At 41.9% G+C, this 17708-nt stretch carries 18 protein-coding genes; 4 read left to right on the top strand and 14 right to left on the bottom strand.

The window, feature by feature from the left end; genetic code table 11:
• The first annotated feature begins 32 nt into the window (after window positions 1-32).
• Both ACZ5GY_RS01515 and ACZ5GY_RS01510 read left to right on the top strand, forming a co-directional pair.
• A complete protein-coding gene (locus tag ACZ5GY_RS01515) occupies window positions 33-809 on the top strand; it encodes an amino acid ABC transporter ATP-binding protein (protein WP_323402036.1) in 777 nt (258 codons plus the stop codon).
• A complete protein-coding gene (locus tag ACZ5GY_RS01510; RefSeq protein ID WP_213690926.1) occupies window positions 809-1462 on the top strand; it encodes an amino acid ABC transporter permease in 654 nt (217 codons plus the stop codon). The genes ACZ5GY_RS01515 and ACZ5GY_RS01510 overlap by 1 nt, the downstream gene beginning before the upstream one ends.
• 43 nt (window positions 1463-1505) lie before the next feature.
• On the opposite strand, the gene ACZ5GY_RS01505 is transcribed toward ACZ5GY_RS01510, so the two are convergent.
• The 10 genes from ACZ5GY_RS01505 to ACZ5GY_RS01460 form a co-directional block, all read right to left on the bottom strand.
• Window positions 1506-2558, bottom strand: coding sequence for a hypothetical protein (locus ACZ5GY_RS01505; RefSeq protein ID WP_464111928.1), 1053 nt, complete (start codon window positions 2556-2558; stop codon window positions 1506-1508).
• Window positions 2476-3315 carry a lysophospholipid acyltransferase family protein gene (locus ACZ5GY_RS01500; protein WP_464111927.1) on the bottom strand — a complete coding sequence of 280 codons (840 nt, stop codon included), beginning with the start codon at window positions 3313-3315 and terminating at the stop codon, window positions 2476-2478. Before ACZ5GY_RS01500 ends, ACZ5GY_RS01505 begins: the two co-directional genes overlap by 83 nt.
• 23 nt (window positions 3316-3338) lie before the next feature.
• Window positions 3339-4235 carry a hypothetical protein gene (locus ACZ5GY_RS01495; protein WP_464111926.1) on the bottom strand — a complete coding sequence of 299 codons (897 nt, stop codon included), beginning with the start codon at window positions 4233-4235 and terminating at the stop codon, window positions 3339-3341.
• Window positions 4236-4240: 5 nt separating this feature from the next.
• Complete coding sequence (gene tyrS, locus ACZ5GY_RS01490; protein WP_213690922.1) at window positions 4241-5524, bottom strand: tyrosine--tRNA ligase; 1284 nt, start codon at window positions 5522-5524, stop codon at window positions 4241-4243.
• A 37-nt stretch (window positions 5525-5561) separates the two neighbouring features.
• Window positions 5562-7076 (bottom strand): hypothetical protein, encoded by a 1515-nt coding sequence (locus tag ACZ5GY_RS01485; RefSeq protein WP_213690921.1) that lies wholly within the window; start codon window positions 7074-7076, stop codon window positions 5562-5564.
• Between the two features lie 86 nt (window positions 7077-7162).
• Window positions 7163-8773, bottom strand: coding sequence for an MBL fold metallo-hydrolase RNA specificity domain-containing protein (locus ACZ5GY_RS01480; RefSeq protein ID WP_213690920.1), 1611 nt, complete (start codon window positions 8771-8773; stop codon window positions 7163-7165).
• A 38-nt stretch (window positions 8774-8811) separates the two neighbouring features.
• Entirely contained in the window at window positions 8812-10188 is a 1377-nt protein-coding gene (locus tag ACZ5GY_RS01475; protein WP_213690919.1) for a sensor histidine kinase, read from the bottom strand.
• Complete coding sequence (locus ACZ5GY_RS01470) at window positions 10185-10820, bottom strand: response regulator transcription factor (RefSeq protein ID WP_213690918.1); 636 nt, start codon at window positions 10818-10820, stop codon at window positions 10185-10187. Before ACZ5GY_RS01470 ends, ACZ5GY_RS01475 begins: the two co-directional genes overlap by 4 nt.
• Window positions 10821-10934: 114 nt before the next feature.
• Window positions 10935-11510, bottom strand: coding sequence for an HDIG domain-containing metalloprotein (locus ACZ5GY_RS01465; RefSeq protein ID WP_213690917.1), 576 nt, complete (start codon window positions 11508-11510; stop codon window positions 10935-10937).
• Window positions 11511-11540: 30 nt separating this feature from the next.
• Window positions 11541-12041 (bottom strand): deoxycytidylate deaminase, encoded by a 501-nt coding sequence (locus ACZ5GY_RS01460; RefSeq protein ID WP_213690941.1) that lies wholly within the window; start codon window positions 12039-12041, stop codon window positions 11541-11543.
• Between the two features lie 129 nt (window positions 12042-12170).
• Here ACZ5GY_RS01460 and ACZ5GY_RS01455 point away from each other — a divergent pair, with 129 nt between their 5' ends.
• Entirely contained in the window at window positions 12171-13454 is a 1284-nt protein-coding gene (locus ACZ5GY_RS01455; RefSeq protein ID WP_213690916.1) for an MFS transporter, read from the top strand.
• 28 nt (window positions 13455-13482) lie between these two features.
• The gene (locus ACZ5GY_RS01450) at window positions 13483-14499 is read left to right on the top strand and encodes an asparaginase (RefSeq protein ID WP_213690915.1); all 1017 of its coding nucleotides are present in this window, start codon (window positions 13483-13485) and stop codon (window positions 14497-14499) included.
• Here ACZ5GY_RS01450 and ACZ5GY_RS01445 read toward each other — a convergent pair.
• From ACZ5GY_RS01445 to ACZ5GY_RS01430, 4 genes are all read right to left on the bottom strand, one after another.
• Window positions 14486-15352, bottom strand: coding sequence for a TIGR02757 family protein (locus ACZ5GY_RS01445; protein ID WP_213690914.1), 867 nt, complete (start codon window positions 15350-15352; stop codon window positions 14486-14488). The genes ACZ5GY_RS01450 and ACZ5GY_RS01445 overlap by 14 nt on opposite strands.
• Window positions 15333-16541 carry an FprA family A-type flavoprotein gene (locus ACZ5GY_RS01440; RefSeq protein ID WP_213690913.1) on the bottom strand — a complete coding sequence of 403 codons (1209 nt, stop codon included), beginning with the start codon at window positions 16539-16541 and terminating at the stop codon, window positions 15333-15335. Before ACZ5GY_RS01440 ends, ACZ5GY_RS01445 begins: the two co-directional genes overlap by 20 nt.
• 37 nt (window positions 16542-16578) lie before the next feature.
• Window positions 16579-17103 (bottom strand): flavin reductase family protein, encoded by a 525-nt coding sequence (locus ACZ5GY_RS01435; protein ID WP_213690912.1) that lies wholly within the window; start codon window positions 17101-17103, stop codon window positions 16579-16581.
• Window positions 17104-17191: 88 nt separating this feature from the next.
• A complete protein-coding gene (locus ACZ5GY_RS01430) occupies window positions 17192-17707 on the bottom strand; it encodes a ferritin (RefSeq protein WP_213690911.1) in 516 nt (171 codons plus the stop codon).
• Window position 17708 lies beyond the last annotated feature (1 nt).

Below are 17708 nucleotides of genomic sequence, written 5' to 3'. Positions count from 1 at the left end.
TAATTCCCGCGACAAACAGGAGGTGACGATTGTTGCAAACTGCAATCGAAGTTAAAAATTTACATAAATCGTTTGGAGACCTTCACGTTCTACAGGGAGTGTCACTCTCCGTAGGTGAAGGTGAAGTTGTTTCTGTTATCGGGCCAAGCGGCTCTGGGAAAAGCACTCTCGCCCGTTGTATCTGCCGTCTTGAAGATATTAATGATGGAGAAATATATCTCTACGGACAACGAATAGACAACGGTAAACATTCTAACAAAGAAGTAGCAAATCTTGTAGGGATGATCTTTCAACAATTTAACCTTTTCCCTCATCTTTCAGTTTTGGATAATGTTACGCTCAGCCCTATACAGATTAAGGGAATGAAAAAGAGTGATGCTGAAGATTTAGCCGTCCGTCTTCTCGAACGAGTCGGCCTTGGAGATAAAGTAAGTGCAAAGCCTACTCAGCTCTCAGGAGGCCAGCAACAGCGGGTAGCTATAGCTCGAGCTCTTGCGATGCAACCTAAAATAATGCTTTTTGATGAGCCAACAAGCGCCCTTGACCCCGAGTTGGTTGGGGAAGTTCTTGATGTTATTGCTCAACTTGCAGAGACAGGAATGACAATGGTCATTATTACCCACGAGATGCTCTTTGCTAAAGATGTTTCGGATAGAATCGTCTTTATGGCAGATGGAAATATTGTTGAACAAGGATCACCAAAAGATATTATGGTGAATCCTTCTCATCCGAGAACACAAATGTTCTTGCAAAGGATGCTGGCCCACTTCGGGGAAGATCTTACAAAAAATCAGGGAGGTGCATACTAATGATGTTGGATTTCACGTCAATAACTCCCTATTGGCATATGTTTTTAACAGGTGCCCTCTTTACAGTAAAAGCTTCAATCCTTGCTGTTTTACTTGGATCAATTATTGGTGTTTTGATTGGTGCTCTTCGCGTTGTGCCCTTTAAACCACTTAAAAGTATTGCTGCAGCTTACATTTATGTTATCCGAGGAACACCGTTGCTCATACAACTTTTCCTCATTTACTTCGGATTACCATCTCTCGGAATTAATCTTCCGGCTTTTGCTGCTGGCATTATAGGTTTGTCTATTAATTCAGCTGGTTATGTCGGAGAGATAGTACGAGGAGGAATTGAAGCTGTGCCTAAGGGACAATGGGAAGCCGCTCAGGTCCTTGGCCTTTCGTACTTCAGAACAATGCGACACATTATTCTTCCTCAAGCTATACGAAATATGCTTCCGGCTTTCGGGAATGAATTCGTCACTCTTATAAAGGAATCATCCTTATTATCTACACTCGCCATTGCTGAATTGACAATGGTAGGGCAACAGGTTCGAAGTGTTACCTATGCTTCTTTTGAAACTTTCATTATGGTGGGACTCATCTATCTCTGTTTAACAAGCTGTACAAGTATTGCACTTCAATTTCTTGAGAAACACTGGCAAGTTAATTAAAATCATAAAAGAAGAAAAAAGCGAGGAACTTTTCCTCGCTTTTTTAATGCGGATATGTTGTTGTTTCTCTTCGTTTGCCGTAAAGTTCCATTTCCCTCATCGCTTCTTTCGCCTCTAAATACCCCCAAGAAGCAGATATTATTTCCCGTATAGAAAGTTTTCTCTTTTCACGAAGTTCATTCCAAAGGTGAAGAGGAAGATAGAGCCAAATTCTGAATACTGTCTCAGACTTCTCGAAAGATTGCTCAGAAAGAACAAGATAACCAGAACGGCTAAATAACACTACAGGTCGAGAACGTTGAGAATTCATGCGTTGGAGATCATCAAGAGTAAAGGACAAATTTTCCAGATCAGCCAATTCTTTTCGGCCAGGCAAATCTGTTAAGGAGAACCATAAATGTACTCCTTGTGCAACTTCATCAAAAAGGCTTCCAACACTTTTCAGCCATGCCTTTATACGGGCAACTGACGTATAATCATTTCTCGCCAAGGCAAAACGTATACCCCAGTAGGCTTGTTTTACAGATAAATCTCGCTCTATAAGATCTAAAATAAACTGCTCATCTTTGAGCGTTTCTTCTGTTATAACATCAGCCATTTCGTTACGAAGCAATCCTTTAAGAATCAAAACCGCAGGCATATGTTCGCCAGGAGGCTCTGTTTGCGAAAGTAACAATTTACGAAGCTCAGCGACAACTTCTTCGCTAAGGGAAATGGGACGAAGACCCTCTACAGACAACATCAGAGGCTTATTCTGATACAAAAACACCTCTGCCATTTGTTCTTCTCCGATTTTTCCCCACACCCACTTTTCAAGGTTTAAAGAAGATGAGGTTCCTATTAAAACCCTGTTGTACGGGAGGAGAAGAACAACGTTTGGAGCTTCTATCTTCGGTAGTCCAGAAATAGTCATTGCATCTGGAAGCCTTACAATGTTACCAGTAGACATTAATTCATAGATCACCGAAATCCCCTCCTTTCCTAAAGAAGCATACCACGAGGGGATAACGTTATCAAGGTAAACGGGTATGCCAACGACGATGGAGCCAAAGCCATTGATCTGGATGCCTGCATACCATTTTTTCAAGAGTCTCATCTGCCATATGAGTGATACTCTCTATTCTTTCTTTCCTTTTCCCCTCTGTAGGCAGACACAACGGCGGAGAAATTATAATCTGATGCTTAAAAGGTGAAACACGATATGAAATTACAGGAACGATAGGCGCGTTAGCCATAAGAGATATTGCAGCAGGCCCGTTCACAGTCGTACATTTTTGCCCTAAAAAAGTTGAGGCAATCCCTGAAGGCCCTCCGTCCTGGTCAGCTAAAACTCCTAAAAAAGCACCATTCTGTACTAAACGAACAGCTTCTTTCATTACAAATCTTTTCTTCAATGTCTGAAGACCAACACGGGAACGATACTTTTCAACAACATCTGCTACGTCTTCATCGTCTGGATCTCTTACTATGGCATAAAGAGGGTAGCCCCGTTGACATAACCATGCTGCCAAAAGTTCCCAGTTACCCAGGTGCCCTGTAAGAATAACAGCACCTTTATTCTCTTTGGCCAGCTGCTCTAATATTTCTTCACCTTCAACGTCTACTACCCAATCGAGAACATCTGCTGGATTATCAACTAACGTTAAAAATTCTGTAACAGTCCAGGCAATATGACGATACACGCCAGAAAGAGTTTTATCTCTCCATCCCTCTTCGTGAGGGAAAGATGATTTTGACATATTTTCGAGAGCAACAGCTTTCCTGGGATGAAACCCTCGAAGAAGTCCGTTCAAAAGGCTGGCCGTAACGTGAGCTCTCCATCCTTGAGCAGTAAATTTTTGAAACAATTCCAATAAATAAGAGCCTGAACTCACCTTTATACACCGTCTTCCTGAGAATAAAGTGACATGAGGGCCTGAAGCCCCCTATCAATTGCCCATGAAGAAAGAAGATAATTTCTCCCCTTCAGGGCATGTTCTTTCCCCATAGAATCAAAAGCACTCTGGAGAGTATGAAGAAGTTCCCTCTCGTTTTCCTGAGATGTTATCGTTATATAACCTTCCCTGCTCAAAAGCTCATCAAGGCGCTTCGAAGGGGTACTTATAATAGGAACCCCCAATATGGTCGCATGAGCCGCCAACAAAGCAAGTGAAGGAGAAGAAGATAACAGTAAAAGCGCACCACCTCGTTGCCCCATATAAGATGATACGAGAGAAGAATTGGGAAAGATTCTACCTGGCCACATATTCGCTTCAGGAAAGGGAATTTTAAAAAGAGGGGCTTCCCACGCAGATAAAACATTTTTATACCAACGATTTTTTTTGTGAGGGGAACCTGCCATGTATAGAGAAGGAGTTCCTTCACAACTATTTCTTTCAGACATTGTCCAAGCAATCTTCGATTCAAAAATAGGCGGAATATATGTACTCATTTCATCCTCATCAGAAGAGAAGAATGTTAAATGAGTTCCTCTTGAAGGTACTGTTTTTTCGCATAATCCATAAAATAAACGAGAACGAAGGGAAAGTAAGGAACCCCACCATGGAGTTCCTCCCCAAAAGTGCCATACATTACCTTGAGAAAGCGCCACCCAAAGTTTCTCTCTCTCCGTTAAAGAAGACCAACATTCTGTTGATATGAAAGATCTATCTAATTCTTCTTCCGCATATATAGAGAGAGCTATTCCACGTTCTCTCATATTCCGAGCGAAGGAATAAATAATCGCAAGTTCCCACGTTGGAAAGTTTTGAGAAAGAAACCATATTGGTGACAAAAATACTACCTCTTTATCTCAATAAGGAAAAATCTTTTTTTACCGAGACGAACGAAGATATGGCGACCGCCAATAAGATGATCTTCATCAATAGAAGCAGCTTCATCTTCAATTCTGTCTCCGTTAATATATACTCCGCCACCACGAAGAAGACGCTTAGCCTCCCCCTTGCTCTTACATGCTCCTACAGAAGCAAGGATATCTACTACCGCAACAGGAAGAGCAACATCAAGAGTTTCGTATGGGACCTCTTCTGCAAGCATCTCCATCATTTCTTCCGTCATGTCTTCGTGCGTAATTTCTCCGCTAAAGAGAATTTCACTTGCTCGCGCAACTGTATCAGCTGCATGAGAGCTATGAACCAAAGCTGTTACTTCCCAAGCTAAACGTTTTTGTGCCTCACGTTTTTCAGGAGCAGCAGCATGTTTCTCCATAATTGCTTTAATTTCATCCAAAGGCAAGAACGTGAAGAATTTAAGAAGTTTTTCGACCATCTCGTCTTCAGTATTAATCCAGAACTGGTAAAATCGGTATGGAGATGTTCGTTTAGGATCAAGCCAGACTGCTCCACCTTCTGTCTTCCCGAACTTAGTTCCTGAAGATGTTAAAAGCAAGGGGTTGGTCCACCCATAAACTTGTTCACCTTTTCTTTTGCGAATAAGATCTATGCCAGAAACTATATTCCCCTGCTGATCGTTTCCACCCATTTGAACTTGACATCCGTAACTCTCAAGCAGATGCATAAAGTCAAAAGCCTGCAGGAGAGTATAAGAAAATTCTGTATATGAGATACTCTTCTCAGGATCGTTGAGACGAGACTTTACGTGCTCTTTATTAATCATATAATTCACTGAAAAATATTTTCCCACGTCTCTTAAAAAATCAAGAAAGGAAATACTTTTCAGCCAATCATAGTTATTAACGATAATGGCGGAATTCTCACCACAATCAAAATCCATAAAATGCTCGAGCTGTTTTTTTACACCTTTAATATTTTCCTGAACAGCTTCTGGAGAAAGGAGATTTCTTTCTTTGCTTTTCCCTGATGGATCTCCAATCATTCCAGTTCCTCCACCGGCCAGACAAATAGGTCTATGTCCCATACGTTGCAACCAGCTCAGAGTCATAATAGGAATAAGATGTCCCACATGAAGGCTGTCAGCTGTAGGATCAAAACCTATATACGCTGTAATCCTTTCTCCCGTGTTAAAAAAAGCATCCAAATCTTCTGGATGACTACACCATTCCACTAGACCTCGCTCTTCTAGAGCGCGGAAAGCATTGACCATCGATACATATCCTCCCGTTTTATATAATTCAATAATTTTACATTTCTGTTTTTTCTTCAGATTCTTCGTCTGTATCTTGTGGGATTGTCCACTTTAAGGAACCTTCATCAATTGTAGGCATCACTAATGAAATTTCTCCCACTTGACGCAGCTCTTCCGCTGCTTTCGTCAATTCATCTGCATTGATCCCTACATCGCTTCCCAACTTGTCTGCCATAGCACTCGCCCGTGCAACAACATCAAGGGCATCTGCAAGACGTTCCCCATGAGCGTACCCCCAAGCAAAGGCTCCACCACTATTTTTAAGGGAAGGGATAGCGTTGTTGATCTTTTTCTCAACCTTTATATCACTTTTCTGAATAATGCCAAGAACTGCGAGGTCATCTCTTGCCGCTCCCAAAATAGTGAAAGGAACGCTGGCGGTTCCCCCTGTATGAAACCCTTCCAGGCTTTCTATTGACGGAACAAGCATTCTCCACTCCTGCGACCAGAATTCGTTCACAAGCTTTACGCCCGCTGTTCCTCTATCTGGTAGTTGTAAAACAAAGCCTGGCAAAGAAAAGAAAATAACCTTACTATTACCTGCGACTGTAAGGCATACGGGTCCATGAAGCAACGTTAAGAGTTCCTCAGCAGAAAAAGGAAATTCTTCTGGCATTTCCTTAACCAACTCACTTGCCATTTCCGTTTCTCGGATATCAGGAATATTGATACCTGCCGCTAAAAGAAGAGGTTCGGGGGCAATTATTCTCTGATTCCACTGAATTGGCATAAGTTTTTCATAAAGGGTAGCGGGAATAACACCGTCTATACCAGATGTTTTCCAACTCAATTCTCCCTTTTCATCGTTCTTGTACCATGATGCATTAAAAATAAAGGGGACAAGCGATACTTTCACTCCATCTAACGAAAGAAGCTGAGAGAGCAACCCCCCGTCGTAAAAACGGAAATGGTTTTTCCAATCAGAAGAGACCTTCCATTCCATATCCAAATTCTCTTTAGTCTTGTGAAGAACATCTTTCATTAGTTGAAGTCCTTCTTTTGATGTCGAAAGAAGAGAAAGTCCACCATCAACATCCATGTATAAAGAAGGAATTCCGTTTTTCCATGTCAGAAGGGTTATATTATTTTCGTCTTTACTTAAGGTCAGTCTTTCTTCAAGATTTTTCCATTCGGCAGGAAGTTCCGCCTTCTTTAAATTTTCCGTAACAGAGACACTGAATAGAGCCGAAGCGTAAAGATGAGGTTCGTTTTTATCCCAGGCAACAAGACATGCGCTATCCTTTGAAAATGAAAGAATGGGAGAAACACCCTGAACGGCCAACAAAAATGGACGAGCCTGTCCAGACTCTTCAAGAAGCTCTTCTGGAAAATCAAATTTGAACGAGGCTCCGTCTCCCTCTAGATAAACATAGGGAGATGATGCTTCAGGAACAGGAATAGACTCTGTTATGGATCGTTGTTCAGGTTCTTTACCTACTAAAAAAATGACAAGGGCAATGATTGCAAAACAGAGTCCGAAAGCACTCCAAAAAAACAGTCCTTTCCGCATAGTATTCTCCCTCCCTGCGGTAAAAATAAGACTATAAGTGTATCATAAGCTCTAAATGGCTTAAAAGCCAGAGAAGCCAGTTTATCCTATTCCTTTTCTTCTACAATTCCCGCTTTCTGACTAACTGTTTCAAGAAGAACAACCGTAGATTGAAGCAAAGGAATTAAATCTCCCGGATCTTCTGCCTTATCTGCTTTTGTTCGAATAGACGCTGCTAATCCTGAAATATTGGCAAGAAGAGTGTTAACTTCCTCACAACGTTTTTTTTCTATACAAATAGGAGAAATAACCGACGTGGTTATATCCTTCTGCGGTGTCAACTCAAACTCCTCACCAATAACTGGGACAACTGCTTTCAAATTATTCTCCTGAAGAGATGCTGCTAAAGCCTGGGATGATTTGGGTTCGCCGTGGGTTACAAAAAAGACAGGCGATGTTTCGAAATTTCCAGCCCATGCTAAAAGATCTTCCCGATCTGCGTGAGCAGAAAAGCCATTTATAGTATGAAGTTGCGCATTTACTGTAACCTCTTCACCGGCTATTCGAAGTATCTTCTCACCATCGATAATGCGACGACCCAATGTTCCACGAGCCTGATACCCCACAAAGATAATTCTATTATCGGGGTTCCATACTCCATGCTTTAAATGATGCACTATTCGTCCACCGTTACACATTCCACTTCCGGCCAAAACAATGGCGTGCTTTATATCGTTAATTCTCCGCGAATCTTCAACACTTTCTACATAATGAAGTTGATTCGGAGTAAAGGGATCATCTCCCTGTTTTACATGATTCTGTATCTCCCCGGAAAGAAGGCTTAAATGACTATTATAAATTTCCGTCGCCTTGACTCCCATGGGGGAATCAAAAAAGATGGGAACGTTGTCTCTTAAAATACCCTCTTTCTGCAACAACATCATTTCGTAAAGAAGACGCTGTGCCCGATCAACAACAAATGTAGGGATCATAACTTTGGCTTTAGACTTTAACGCCTCCGTAATGACCTGTCTGAATTCTTCTCGTGTTTCCTTGTTCGATTTATGCGATCGATCTCCATATGTGGATTCAATAATGACATAATCAGCCCGTGAAATATCTGCAGGGTTGCGTTCCATTACTGTCTGTTGAGGCCCCAAGTCTCCGCTAAAAACAACTTTTACTTCTTTTCCATCTTCTTCCATCCAGACTTCTATAATGGCACTTCCGAGAATATGGCCTGCATCACGGAAACGAACGGTAATGCCAGGTGCCACTTCAATTTTATCGTCGTATGTAGCCGGAGTTAAAAGATGAGCAGCCTTTTGGGCATCTTCTTCTTTATAGAGTGGCTCTACAGGAGGTAGTCCCTTTCGTTCGTTCTTTCGAGTCTTCCATGCCGCTTCTTCCTTCATTAAGCGAACTGAATCCTGCCATAAGACACTGACTAATTCCACAGTAGGAAGTGTCGCCCAAATTTTTCCCTTAAATCCCTTCTGTACTAAAAGAGGAACTCGCCCAGAATGATCTATATGAGCATGGGTAAGCAAAACAGAGTTAAGACTCGAAGGAACAAAATCAAACTGTGCTCTATTTTTCTCGTCGTCACCTTTTCCCTGATACATACCGCAATCAATCAATACTCGACTTGATCCACATTCAAGCAAATAGTTCGAACCAGTTACTTCTCCTGCTGCGCCTAGAACTTTTAATCTCATACTGTTCGCCCCGTATGGGCCTGCCTCCCTTCCTAATCCTAATTCTCATCGTTGTCTTGTACAATAGGTACAAGACAACGCAAAAGAGTTCCTTTGCCTGGTACCGACTCTACTTCAAATTCACCTCGAAGCGTCGTTATACGTTCCATAATGTTCGCTAATCCGCGATGACCGTTAAGACGAAGTTCTTCATAGCTTTTATTAGGTTCAAAACCTTTTCCGTTATCCTGAATTTCAAACATCACTGTCGTATCATCAAGTTGGCTTACTTCTCCCTTTACCTGCGTCGCCCTTCCATGATGCACAGCATTCGAGACACCCTCTTGAAATATTCTGAAGAAGGCCAACACAACTTCCGACGGCATGTATATCTGCTCATCTACATCTATTGTCACATCAATGGCATTATGCCTAGATAAACGATCGGCCAGTTCTGTAAGAGCATGCTCTAAACCGAGATCAAGCCATGGAGGTGAAAGTTCATCGCAAAGTTCCCGCAAATCCCTTACGGCTATCTGAGCCGCTTCTTCAGCCAATTTTAAATGAGACGTCTCTCCAGAGGGACACGAATTCATATTGAAAAGACGCATCTGCTGGATCATCGCCGTAATATCCTGCAGCGGGCCATCATGAATATCTCTGGCTATCCTCTTCTTCTCTTCTTCCTGCACGCTTACAACATCATGAACGTAACGATTCCTTAAATCGTCACGCTCAATAGCTGTTTTGGCAAGACGGTAAAGTGCTCTGCGAAGACGTCCAAGTTCAAAGACTGCTTGCGGATCATCTTGTTCTGGCAATTCCTTTCCCCAGATGAGAGAATCAACTTCTATTACCATTTTTCGAAGAGGAAGAATCAACCAGTGCCACATCGCCCATACGGCAATAAGAGTGGTCAGTGTCATGAGCACGATGAGAACAGGCCAAATATGCCCAAAGCGAAGCATTGGGCCGATAAGCTGACGCCACGCCACAGCAGCAATAACTAGATGGTTGCCCCCATCTAAAGGATACACAGCTATTGTATAGCGATCTCCCTGGCGATCACGAACCTCTACCGCACGCCCTATAGGGATACGCGGGTCCCAGATGGCTGCCAAGTTGCTAACGCCAGGAGAAGCCATCAAGATTTTTCCTTCTGACGTTATTACAGCCACCCATCCAGGCAAAGAAGGCCCCCACGAAAAGACTCGAAGTTTCTTTACTATCGATGAAAAAGAATCTCTTCCCCCCCACAATGGTGGTTCGAGATTAAGCCATGATGCTACATTCTCAGCCAAATCCTCAACATATGAATGGGTAACAGCCTCCATAGCCCATTCCTGATGAATCATAGCAACACTTGAAACTACAAGAACAGCCATGGTCGGCAAAGTAATGGCCAAGACAAGAAGCAAGAGCAAATGACGCCTCATTCCAGCAATTCCTCAAGAGTAACAACACCATATTTCAGCGCTAAAAGAAGCGCTTCCGTTTTATTTCGAGCTCCAAGTTTGTCGTAAATGGAAGCCAGGTGAGTTTGAACAGTTCGCTCACTAATAAAAAGTTCTCCTGCTACTTCTTTGCTCGACAATCCCTTCGATGCCAAAACGAGAACTTCCCTTTCTCTTGCAGAAAGAGACTCTGGCACAAGCTCTCGCTCACCCACAACTGTAGCAACTTCAGAGTCAAGGTAAAGCCCTCCCTGTACTACAGTCTGAATAGCTCGAATTAAATCTTGTGGCGTCGCAGTCTTTAAAACAAATCCGCGAGCCCCTGCCCGCAAAGATGCAACAACATACTGATGAGCGTCATAAGAGGTAAGCATTACCGGAATGACTGGAAGCTTCTCTTCTTTAATACGTCGTGCTATAGAAACACCATCTTCACCTGGCATTCGTATGTCAAGCAAAGCTACATCTGGTTTAAGTTCATTAATAAGCTTCCACGCTTTTTCCCCATCATCTGCTTCTCCAACAAGCTCTATGGTGCTCTCTTGTTGAAGATACGCAGAAAGACCCGCTCTGGTAAGGGGATGATCGTCTGCCAATATGACACGTATTGTCATAGTACTCCCTCCAAGGTCTATATATCTCGCTTAATATTTTTGATTCCCTTTTATAATAGCGAATCGACCTTATTTGACAATCAGCGAATTGACTGAACTATAGCTCCGCCGTTATTACGCTAACCCCAATCCGAGTTCCTGCTCGATGGGACGAAGTGCCTCTAAAACTCCGTTAACCATTTCTTCTAAATTCATATCGAGCAAATCTACTCCCTTTTGGATTACATCACGATCGACACCTCGCGCAAATGCCTTATCCTTCCATTTTTTCTTTACTGACTTTACGGTAAGATCCTGAAGAGACTTGGAAGGTCGAACAAGGGCCGCAGCAATAATAAGACCAGTCAACTCGTCAACGGCAAAAAGTGTCTTCTCCATAAGAGAACGAGGTTCCACATCTGACGTTATTCCCCAACCATGGGCTTGAATAGCTCTGATAATATCGTCAGCATATCCCTTTGCCTTGAGCCATTCAGCTGCAAGATGGGTGTGCTTCTCAGGCGTTTGCTCAGTCTGTTCCCAATCAATATCATGAAGCAAACCGACAAGCCCCCACTTCTCTTCGTCCTCTCCAGCTTTTTTAGCGAAATATTTCATGGTCGCTTCAACAGCCAGAGCATGTTTAATGTGAGCATCTTCGTTGTTATATTCTCTCAAATGTTCCATAGCCTGTTCACGAGTAAATGTCATAATATTCCCCTCCTAATCTATATTCTAACCTTATTGATCCAAGAAGGCTTTGAGAGCTCCATCCATCTCCTGAAAAACTTCCTCAGAAAGCTGACATACTTCCAATTTTGCTTCTTGGCGCATTTGAGCCGCCAATGGGTCGGGATACCCGAACACAAAGACAATCCGATGGATACCCGCGTTTATAATGGCCTTGGTACAAAAGGAGCAAGGTTCATGGGTACAGTAGAGAACCGCACCCTCGGTACTAGTTCCTACAGCAGCCGCTTGGGCAATTGCGTTTATTTCTGCATGGGATCCCCTGCATATCTCATGTCGTTCTCCTGAAGGGATACCTAATTTTTCTCTTAAACATCCTACTTCTGAGCAATGGGGTAATCCTTTGGGAGCTCCATTATAACCAGTACTGATAATTTGAAGATCTTTAACGATAACAGCCCCGACCTTTCGCCGTAAACATGTTCCCCGAGTAGCTGCCACCGCAGCAATCATCATAAAATACGAATCCCAATCTGGACGATGAAATGTCATCATAACCTCCATAATGTTTAAAGTGTTTAAAGTTTTCAATTAATCGACATTATATCATTCAAAATATATCTGCACTGTCATCCGTCGCTATGGTACTATCAATTATATTCCCTCTATAGGAGGACTTTCGTGAAAAAATTGAGGCGGATACTTCCCAAAGACAAAAAAACAACATCATGGTGCCTTTATGATGTCGGAAATTCGGCTTTTGCAACAACAATCATGGCAACCATACTTCCTGTTTATTTCAAAGAAATTGCGACACCCTTTCTTAAAGGCAATCTTTCCACTGTATATTGGGGATATGCTTCTGCTTTAGCCCTACTATGCAGCGCCATCGTCGCACCTCTCCTCGGTGCCATTGGAGATATCAGCCAAAAGAAAAAAAAGATGTTGGGCCTCTTTACATTATTGGGGATTATCTCTACAGCTGCACTTTTTTTTGTACAACACGGTCACTGGAAAGCCGCGCTTTTTTTTATGGTTCTAGGTACAATCGGTTTTTCAGCCTCTATGATTTTTTATGACTCTCTCTTGCCTCACATTGTTCCTCTTAATGAAATAGATATGGTTTCCTCTCAAGGCTATGCCCTTGGATATTTAGGTGGTGGCATATTGTTAGCCATCAATCTAGTTATGATCTCTATCTTTCCAGGAACACTCGGCCCCCGGCTCTCTTTTCTTTCCGTAGCTCTTTGGTGGGGACTTTTCTCTATACCTCTCTTTATTTTTGTACCTGAGCCCTACGCGAAACCTCTTATTAACAGGCGTCATAAATGGATTGCAGGAGAAGCCAGGCTTCGCCTTCGACAAACATTTTCTGAAATTAGAAAATATCGCGACTTATTCAGATTTCTTATAGCTTTTTGGTTTTATAATGACGGCATTGGCACCATGATACGGATGGCTGCCATCTATGGTGCCAATGTAGGTATTTCCAAGCTTCACCTCGTAGGAGCGCTTCTTATGACCCAATTTATAGGCGTGCCGTTTTCCCTTTTCTTCGGTCAATTCGCTTCAAAGGTCGGAAGCAAAAAGGCTATTCTTACAGGGCTGAGCGGCTATGTTTTAATCTCTATAGGCGCCCTGTTTTTATCAAAAGCATGGCATTTTTGGCTCTTAGCTCTTGCCGTAGGAACAGTTCAGGGTGGAACGCAGGCTATAAGCAGAAGTTTATACGCCAGTCTTGTTCCTCCTTCGCGTAGTGCCGAGTTTTTTGGCTTCTACGACATTTCAAGTAAATTTGCAGGAGTAATGGGGCCTGCACTTTTTGGCTTTATTACCCATATTACAGGATCAAGTCGAATGGGCATCGCTGTTATAAGCACAACATTTATTATAGGAGCCATTATTCTTTTTGGAGTTAATGTAATGCGAGGTATCAAAAATGCATCGCTCCAAAATTCTTTATAAGCATTTTTGCTGAAAGGTGGTGCTGGTTTTGAATCGTTTTCTTGTTGTTTCCACAGGAGGAACAATAGCCTCTGCGCAAGGAGAAGATGGCCTTGCCCCTGCGTTAACAGGTAATGAGCTTTTAAACTATATTCCTGCGTTGCAAGATTTCGGAGATATTGATATTCACGATCTACTTTCTAAAGACAGCTCGAATATGTCGCCCTTCGATTGGAAAAGAATCGCGTCTTTTCTTCTCGAACAAGAGAGAAATTACGACGCCTTTATTATTCTTCATGGAACAGACACTATGGCTTACACAGCTTCTGCCCTTTCTTTCATGATTCCCTATTTTTCCAAACCTGTAATTATTACAGGCTCAATGCAACCTATCCTAGTCCCAGGAACAGACGCTGTAGACAACATTTATACGTCTTTCCTATTTGCCCAGGCCATGGTAGAAAACAAGCGTAGAGGAATAACTATCTCTTTCGGAAATCAACTCATACATGGACCTCGATCTCAAAAAATTCTAAGCCATGACTATACAGCCTTTTCAAGTATTAACTATCCTCATTTAGGCCATATTGAAAGAGGGAAAGCTTTATTAACACATGTACCTAACCTAGAAATGGAACCTTTTCCGTTACGTACGAAAAATCATGATTTCGACCTTGAAACAGCTGTCTTTCTTGTAACTCTTTTTCCTGGATTTCCCGCCAAGTATCTGGAATATGTTGTTAACATGGAACCTAAAGCTATCGTCATAGAAGCTCTCGGTCTTGGAGGTGTCCCTTACCTTGGAGAAAGCTTGCTCCCTCCGTTGAAACTTTCTCAAGATATGGGAATACCCGTCGTCATCACCACTCAATGTGTCTATGGCGGCGTTGATTTGAATGTGTATGAAGTTGGACGAAAGACCCTCAAAATGGGGGTTATTTCAGGAAAAGACATGACGCGAGAGGGCATTATTACTAAACTTATGGTTTTATTACCTCATATACGTCCTTACGAAACTGAAAAATGGTTACACACTAATTTTTGCGACGAGATTACTCTCGAATAGAAGACGACACGCCATCATTGCATTGTTTAATAAGTTCAGCTATATGTAGTTCTGAACGGATTCCAAAACGGGTTAAAGCAAAATCGTACCGTGTAGGATCGTGGGGAGCTATTTTCTGAAAGGCACGAGTTACTTCTATAACGGTTTTTAAATCAGCCTGTTTTCGTTCTGTAAAATGAAGAGACCGCGCAATTTTATGCATATGTGTATCTATTGGAAAATATAGATCAGCAGACGAAACAGCAGACCATCCACCAGGATCAACAGCATCGTGCCGTATCATCCACTTAAGAAAGAGAAAATAACGTTTGCAGGCACTCCCATCAGCAGGTGAAGCGATAAGAGAGGTTGCTCCTCCTGCTGCTTTTTTTATGCTATCTGCAAAAGCAGTCAATCCATCAAAAATGCTACTGTTTGAAGACAAACAAGCAATAATGCACTCTTCCAGAGATAAGTACCTTTTCAAAATTTTCTGTACCCCTAATAAAAACTGTACCAATTCACTGCCCGAAGTAAAACGATGTCTAAAATCAGAGTAGAGCCTTTCCAACTCTTTTTCGGACGTAGAACGTATAAAAGAAGCCGGTTTATCTCCCATGGGGGTAAGGACTTTGCTTACACTGTTATGAATCTGCTGAACTCTTCCGTATGCAAGAGATGACGCTATAAGCGCCACAATCTCTCTATCTCTTACATCTGCATACCTCCGCGGGAACTCCACGGGGTCTGGATAGATAAGTTCGGCTCGTGTGTAGGTCTTATATATATTTTCCAACACGGTATGGAAGCATTCAGGGGAAAATTCTCCCCTGAATGCTGATATCGCTACTTTATCAGGCTTTATTTGCTTCATAAATTGCTTCAGCTACGCTCTCTCCCATAGCAAAACATTCATGTAGATCGCTTTCCCGGGGAACATATTTTACCTTTATTCCTGGATGAACGATGTTGATCTTCATAGCTTCCAATTCTTGGTTGAGAAGTTTAAGCGATTCGCCTGCCCATCCGTAAGAACCAAAAGCAGCTCCAACTTTTTTTATGGGACGTAATCCTTTCACGTAGCAGACAAGATCGGCCATTCTCGGTAAATATCCAGTATTTAATGTCGGGGAACCGAGAAGGAGTCCTCTCGCATCAAGAATTTCTGTCATTACATCGCTATGGTGCGTCACCCGTAAATCCATAACATGAGTTTCGATACCTTTATTGATAAGCCCCTCTGCAATATGGCGTGCCATGTTCTCTGTACTATGCCACATCGTATCGTATGTTACTACAGCTTTATCGAGACATTTCCCTTCAGCCCATTTACGATATGCAGATAAAATTTCAGGGATGTGGCTTCTCCAAATAATGCCATGGTCTGGGGCTATCATATCTATTTCTATATTCATAGATCCTATCTCGTCAAGTTTCTTAAGCATTATGGGAGAATAGGGTAATAGAATGTTCGCATAATATTTAGCCGATTGGTGCATCAACTCTCCCCAGTCAGCTTCGTCATCAAAGCGAACACTTGTGGAATAATGCTGGCCGAAACCATCGTTGGAAATAAGAACGCGGTCTTCCTTTATATACGAAAACATGCTATCGGGCCAATGAAGCATACGCGCTTCAATAAAAGAGATAGTTTTTCCGCCGAGAGAGACTTCATCTCCTGTGGCAACAATCTGCAAGGGCCAACTTTCAACAACATCTCCAAAGTGAGCTATAAGTGCATCTTTGCAGGGTTTAGAAAGAAAAATTTTCTCAGGTTTTACTCTATCTACAACCATAGGAAGACTACCTGAATGATCCATTTCCGCATGATTGACAACAATGTAGTCAATCTTCTCTACGTCTACTATTTCTTCTAATCTCTCTATAAATTCGTCAAAGTGGGTTGTCTTTACTGTATCGAAAAGGGCTATTTTATCTCGCCCTTTAACAATATACGCATTGTACGTTGAACCTTTTTCTGTAGAATACCCATGAAAATCCCTTAAGGTCCAATCCAAAACGCCTGCCCAAAAAATACCAGGTTTTATCTCAAGTGGTGTCATTCTTATCCTCCTTGCTCTTTACCTATTAAGATTATTCTTATTTTATAGTATTGAATATAGCTGAGGGAGCCTTATCTGGAGATTTTCCCTTTTTAATAGTGTGATAATCTGCATAAAGCAAGGGTTTACCTTCTTTTATAACCTCCGCGGCTTCAACTTGCGCTATAAACAATTTATGGGTATGAACTTCTGTTACAGAAAGAACACGTGCTTCAATAGAAGCCAACGAATATTCTGTAACTATGGGAATTCCTGTTTCTCCTCTTTTATATATACAGGCACTGAACTTGTCAAAATCCCGTCCGCAACGGAAGCCAAATACTCCTATAAATTTTAAGGGAACTGTTTCTTCCAAAACTGAAATCGATAAGCGTCGACTTTTTTCAAGTAATTCCGTAGTGTAATTATCTCTATGAAGACACGCAGCTATACAGATAGGCTTACTTGTCAGCTGTATCAAAGCATTGAGAATTTGTCCATTTTTTTGACCTTCATATTCCGTACTTAAAATATACATCCCATAACTTAAAGAGAAAAGAGCTTTGGCATCAATATGCGCCATTGTGTAACCCTCCCTTTTCACAAGAAAGGGGCACAAGCATAATCTGCTTTGCCCCTTGATCATCTATTTCTTCGTTAATAATAGGAAGTTATTCTTCTTCAGTTGCAAGTGGAGTATATACCCTTGCTCCCAATTCTTTATCAAGCATATATATGCCATGCTTAGACTCAGAAACAAACTCTAGTTTATGAATAATTTCTTCAGCATTTGCTTCTTCTTCCACTTGCTCCGTCACATACCACTGAAGGAAAATGTTACTTGCATGATCTTTCTCTTCTATGGCAAGATCAACTAAGTCATTAATGCGCCGAGTAACATAGCGCTCATGGTCAAGTGCCGCTTTGAAAACATCAATACATGATTTCCATTCAAAGGGAGGCTCGGCAATAGCCTGTAACTTTACTCTTCCTCCACGCTCTACAATGTGATTATAGAATTTCATTGCATGGTCTTTCTCTTCTAAAGCCTGGATATGCATCCAATTTGCCATGCCCATAAGATTCTCTTCTTCAAAATAGGCAGCCATAGCTAAATATAAATAAGCGGAATAGAGCTCTGCATTAATCTGATCGTTTATTGCATCCTGCATTTTTTTAGATATCATA

It is taken from the genome of Aminobacterium thunnarium (assembly GCF_055390565.1).
This window is presented reverse-complemented; position numbering and strand designations above follow the sequence as displayed.

What these genes read in the sequence shown, in the direction of transcription:
- ACZ5GY_RS01510 (WP_213690926.1), top strand. Translation starts at nt 809, where the DNA reads ATGATGTTGGATTTCACGTCAATAACTCCCTATTGGCATATGTTTTTA.
- ACZ5GY_RS01505 (WP_464111928.1), bottom strand. Translation starts at nt 2,558, where the DNA reads ATGAGACTCTTGAAAAAATGGTATGCAGGCATCCAGATCAATGGCTTT.
- tyrS (WP_213690922.1), bottom strand. Translation starts at nt 5,524, where the DNA reads ATGGTCAATGCTTTCCGCGCTCTAGAAGAGCGAGGTCTAGTGGAATGG.
- ACZ5GY_RS01485 (WP_213690921.1), bottom strand. Translation starts at nt 7,076, where the DNA reads ATGCGGAAAGGACTGTTTTTTTGGAGTGCTTTCGGACTCTGTTTTGCA.
- ACZ5GY_RS01480 (WP_213690920.1), bottom strand. Translation starts at nt 8,773, where the DNA reads ATGAGATTAAAAGTTCTAGGCGCAGCAGGAGAAGTAACTGGTTCGAAC.
- ACZ5GY_RS01475 (WP_213690919.1), bottom strand. Translation starts at nt 10,188, where the DNA reads ATGAGGCGTCATTTGCTCTTGCTTCTTGTCTTGGCCATTACTTTGCCG.
- ACZ5GY_RS01470 (WP_213690918.1), bottom strand. Translation starts at nt 10,820, where the DNA reads ATGACAATACGTGTCATATTGGCAGACGATCATCCCCTTACCAGAGCG.
- ACZ5GY_RS01465 (WP_213690917.1), bottom strand. Translation starts at nt 11,510, where the DNA reads ATGACATTTACTCGTGAACAGGCTATGGAACATTTGAGAGAATATAAC.
- ACZ5GY_RS01460 (WP_213690941.1), bottom strand. Translation starts at nt 12,041, where the DNA reads ATGACATTTCATCGTCCAGATTGGGATTCGTATTTTATGATGATTGCT.
- ACZ5GY_RS01445 (WP_213690914.1), bottom strand. Translation starts at nt 15,352, where the DNA reads ATGAAGCAAATAAAGCCTGATAAAGTAGCGATATCAGCATTCAGGGGA.
- ACZ5GY_RS01440 (WP_213690913.1), bottom strand. Translation starts at nt 16,541, where the DNA reads ATGACACCACTTGAGATAAAACCTGGTATTTTTTGGGCAGGCGTTTTG.
- ACZ5GY_RS01435 (WP_213690912.1), bottom strand. Translation starts at nt 17,103, where the DNA reads ATGGCGCATATTGATGCCAAAGCTCTTTTCTCTTTAAGTTATGGGATG.
- ACZ5GY_RS01430 (WP_213690911.1), bottom strand. Translation starts at nt 17,707, where the DNA reads ATGATATCTAAAAAAATGCAGGATGCAATAAACGATCAGATTAATGCA.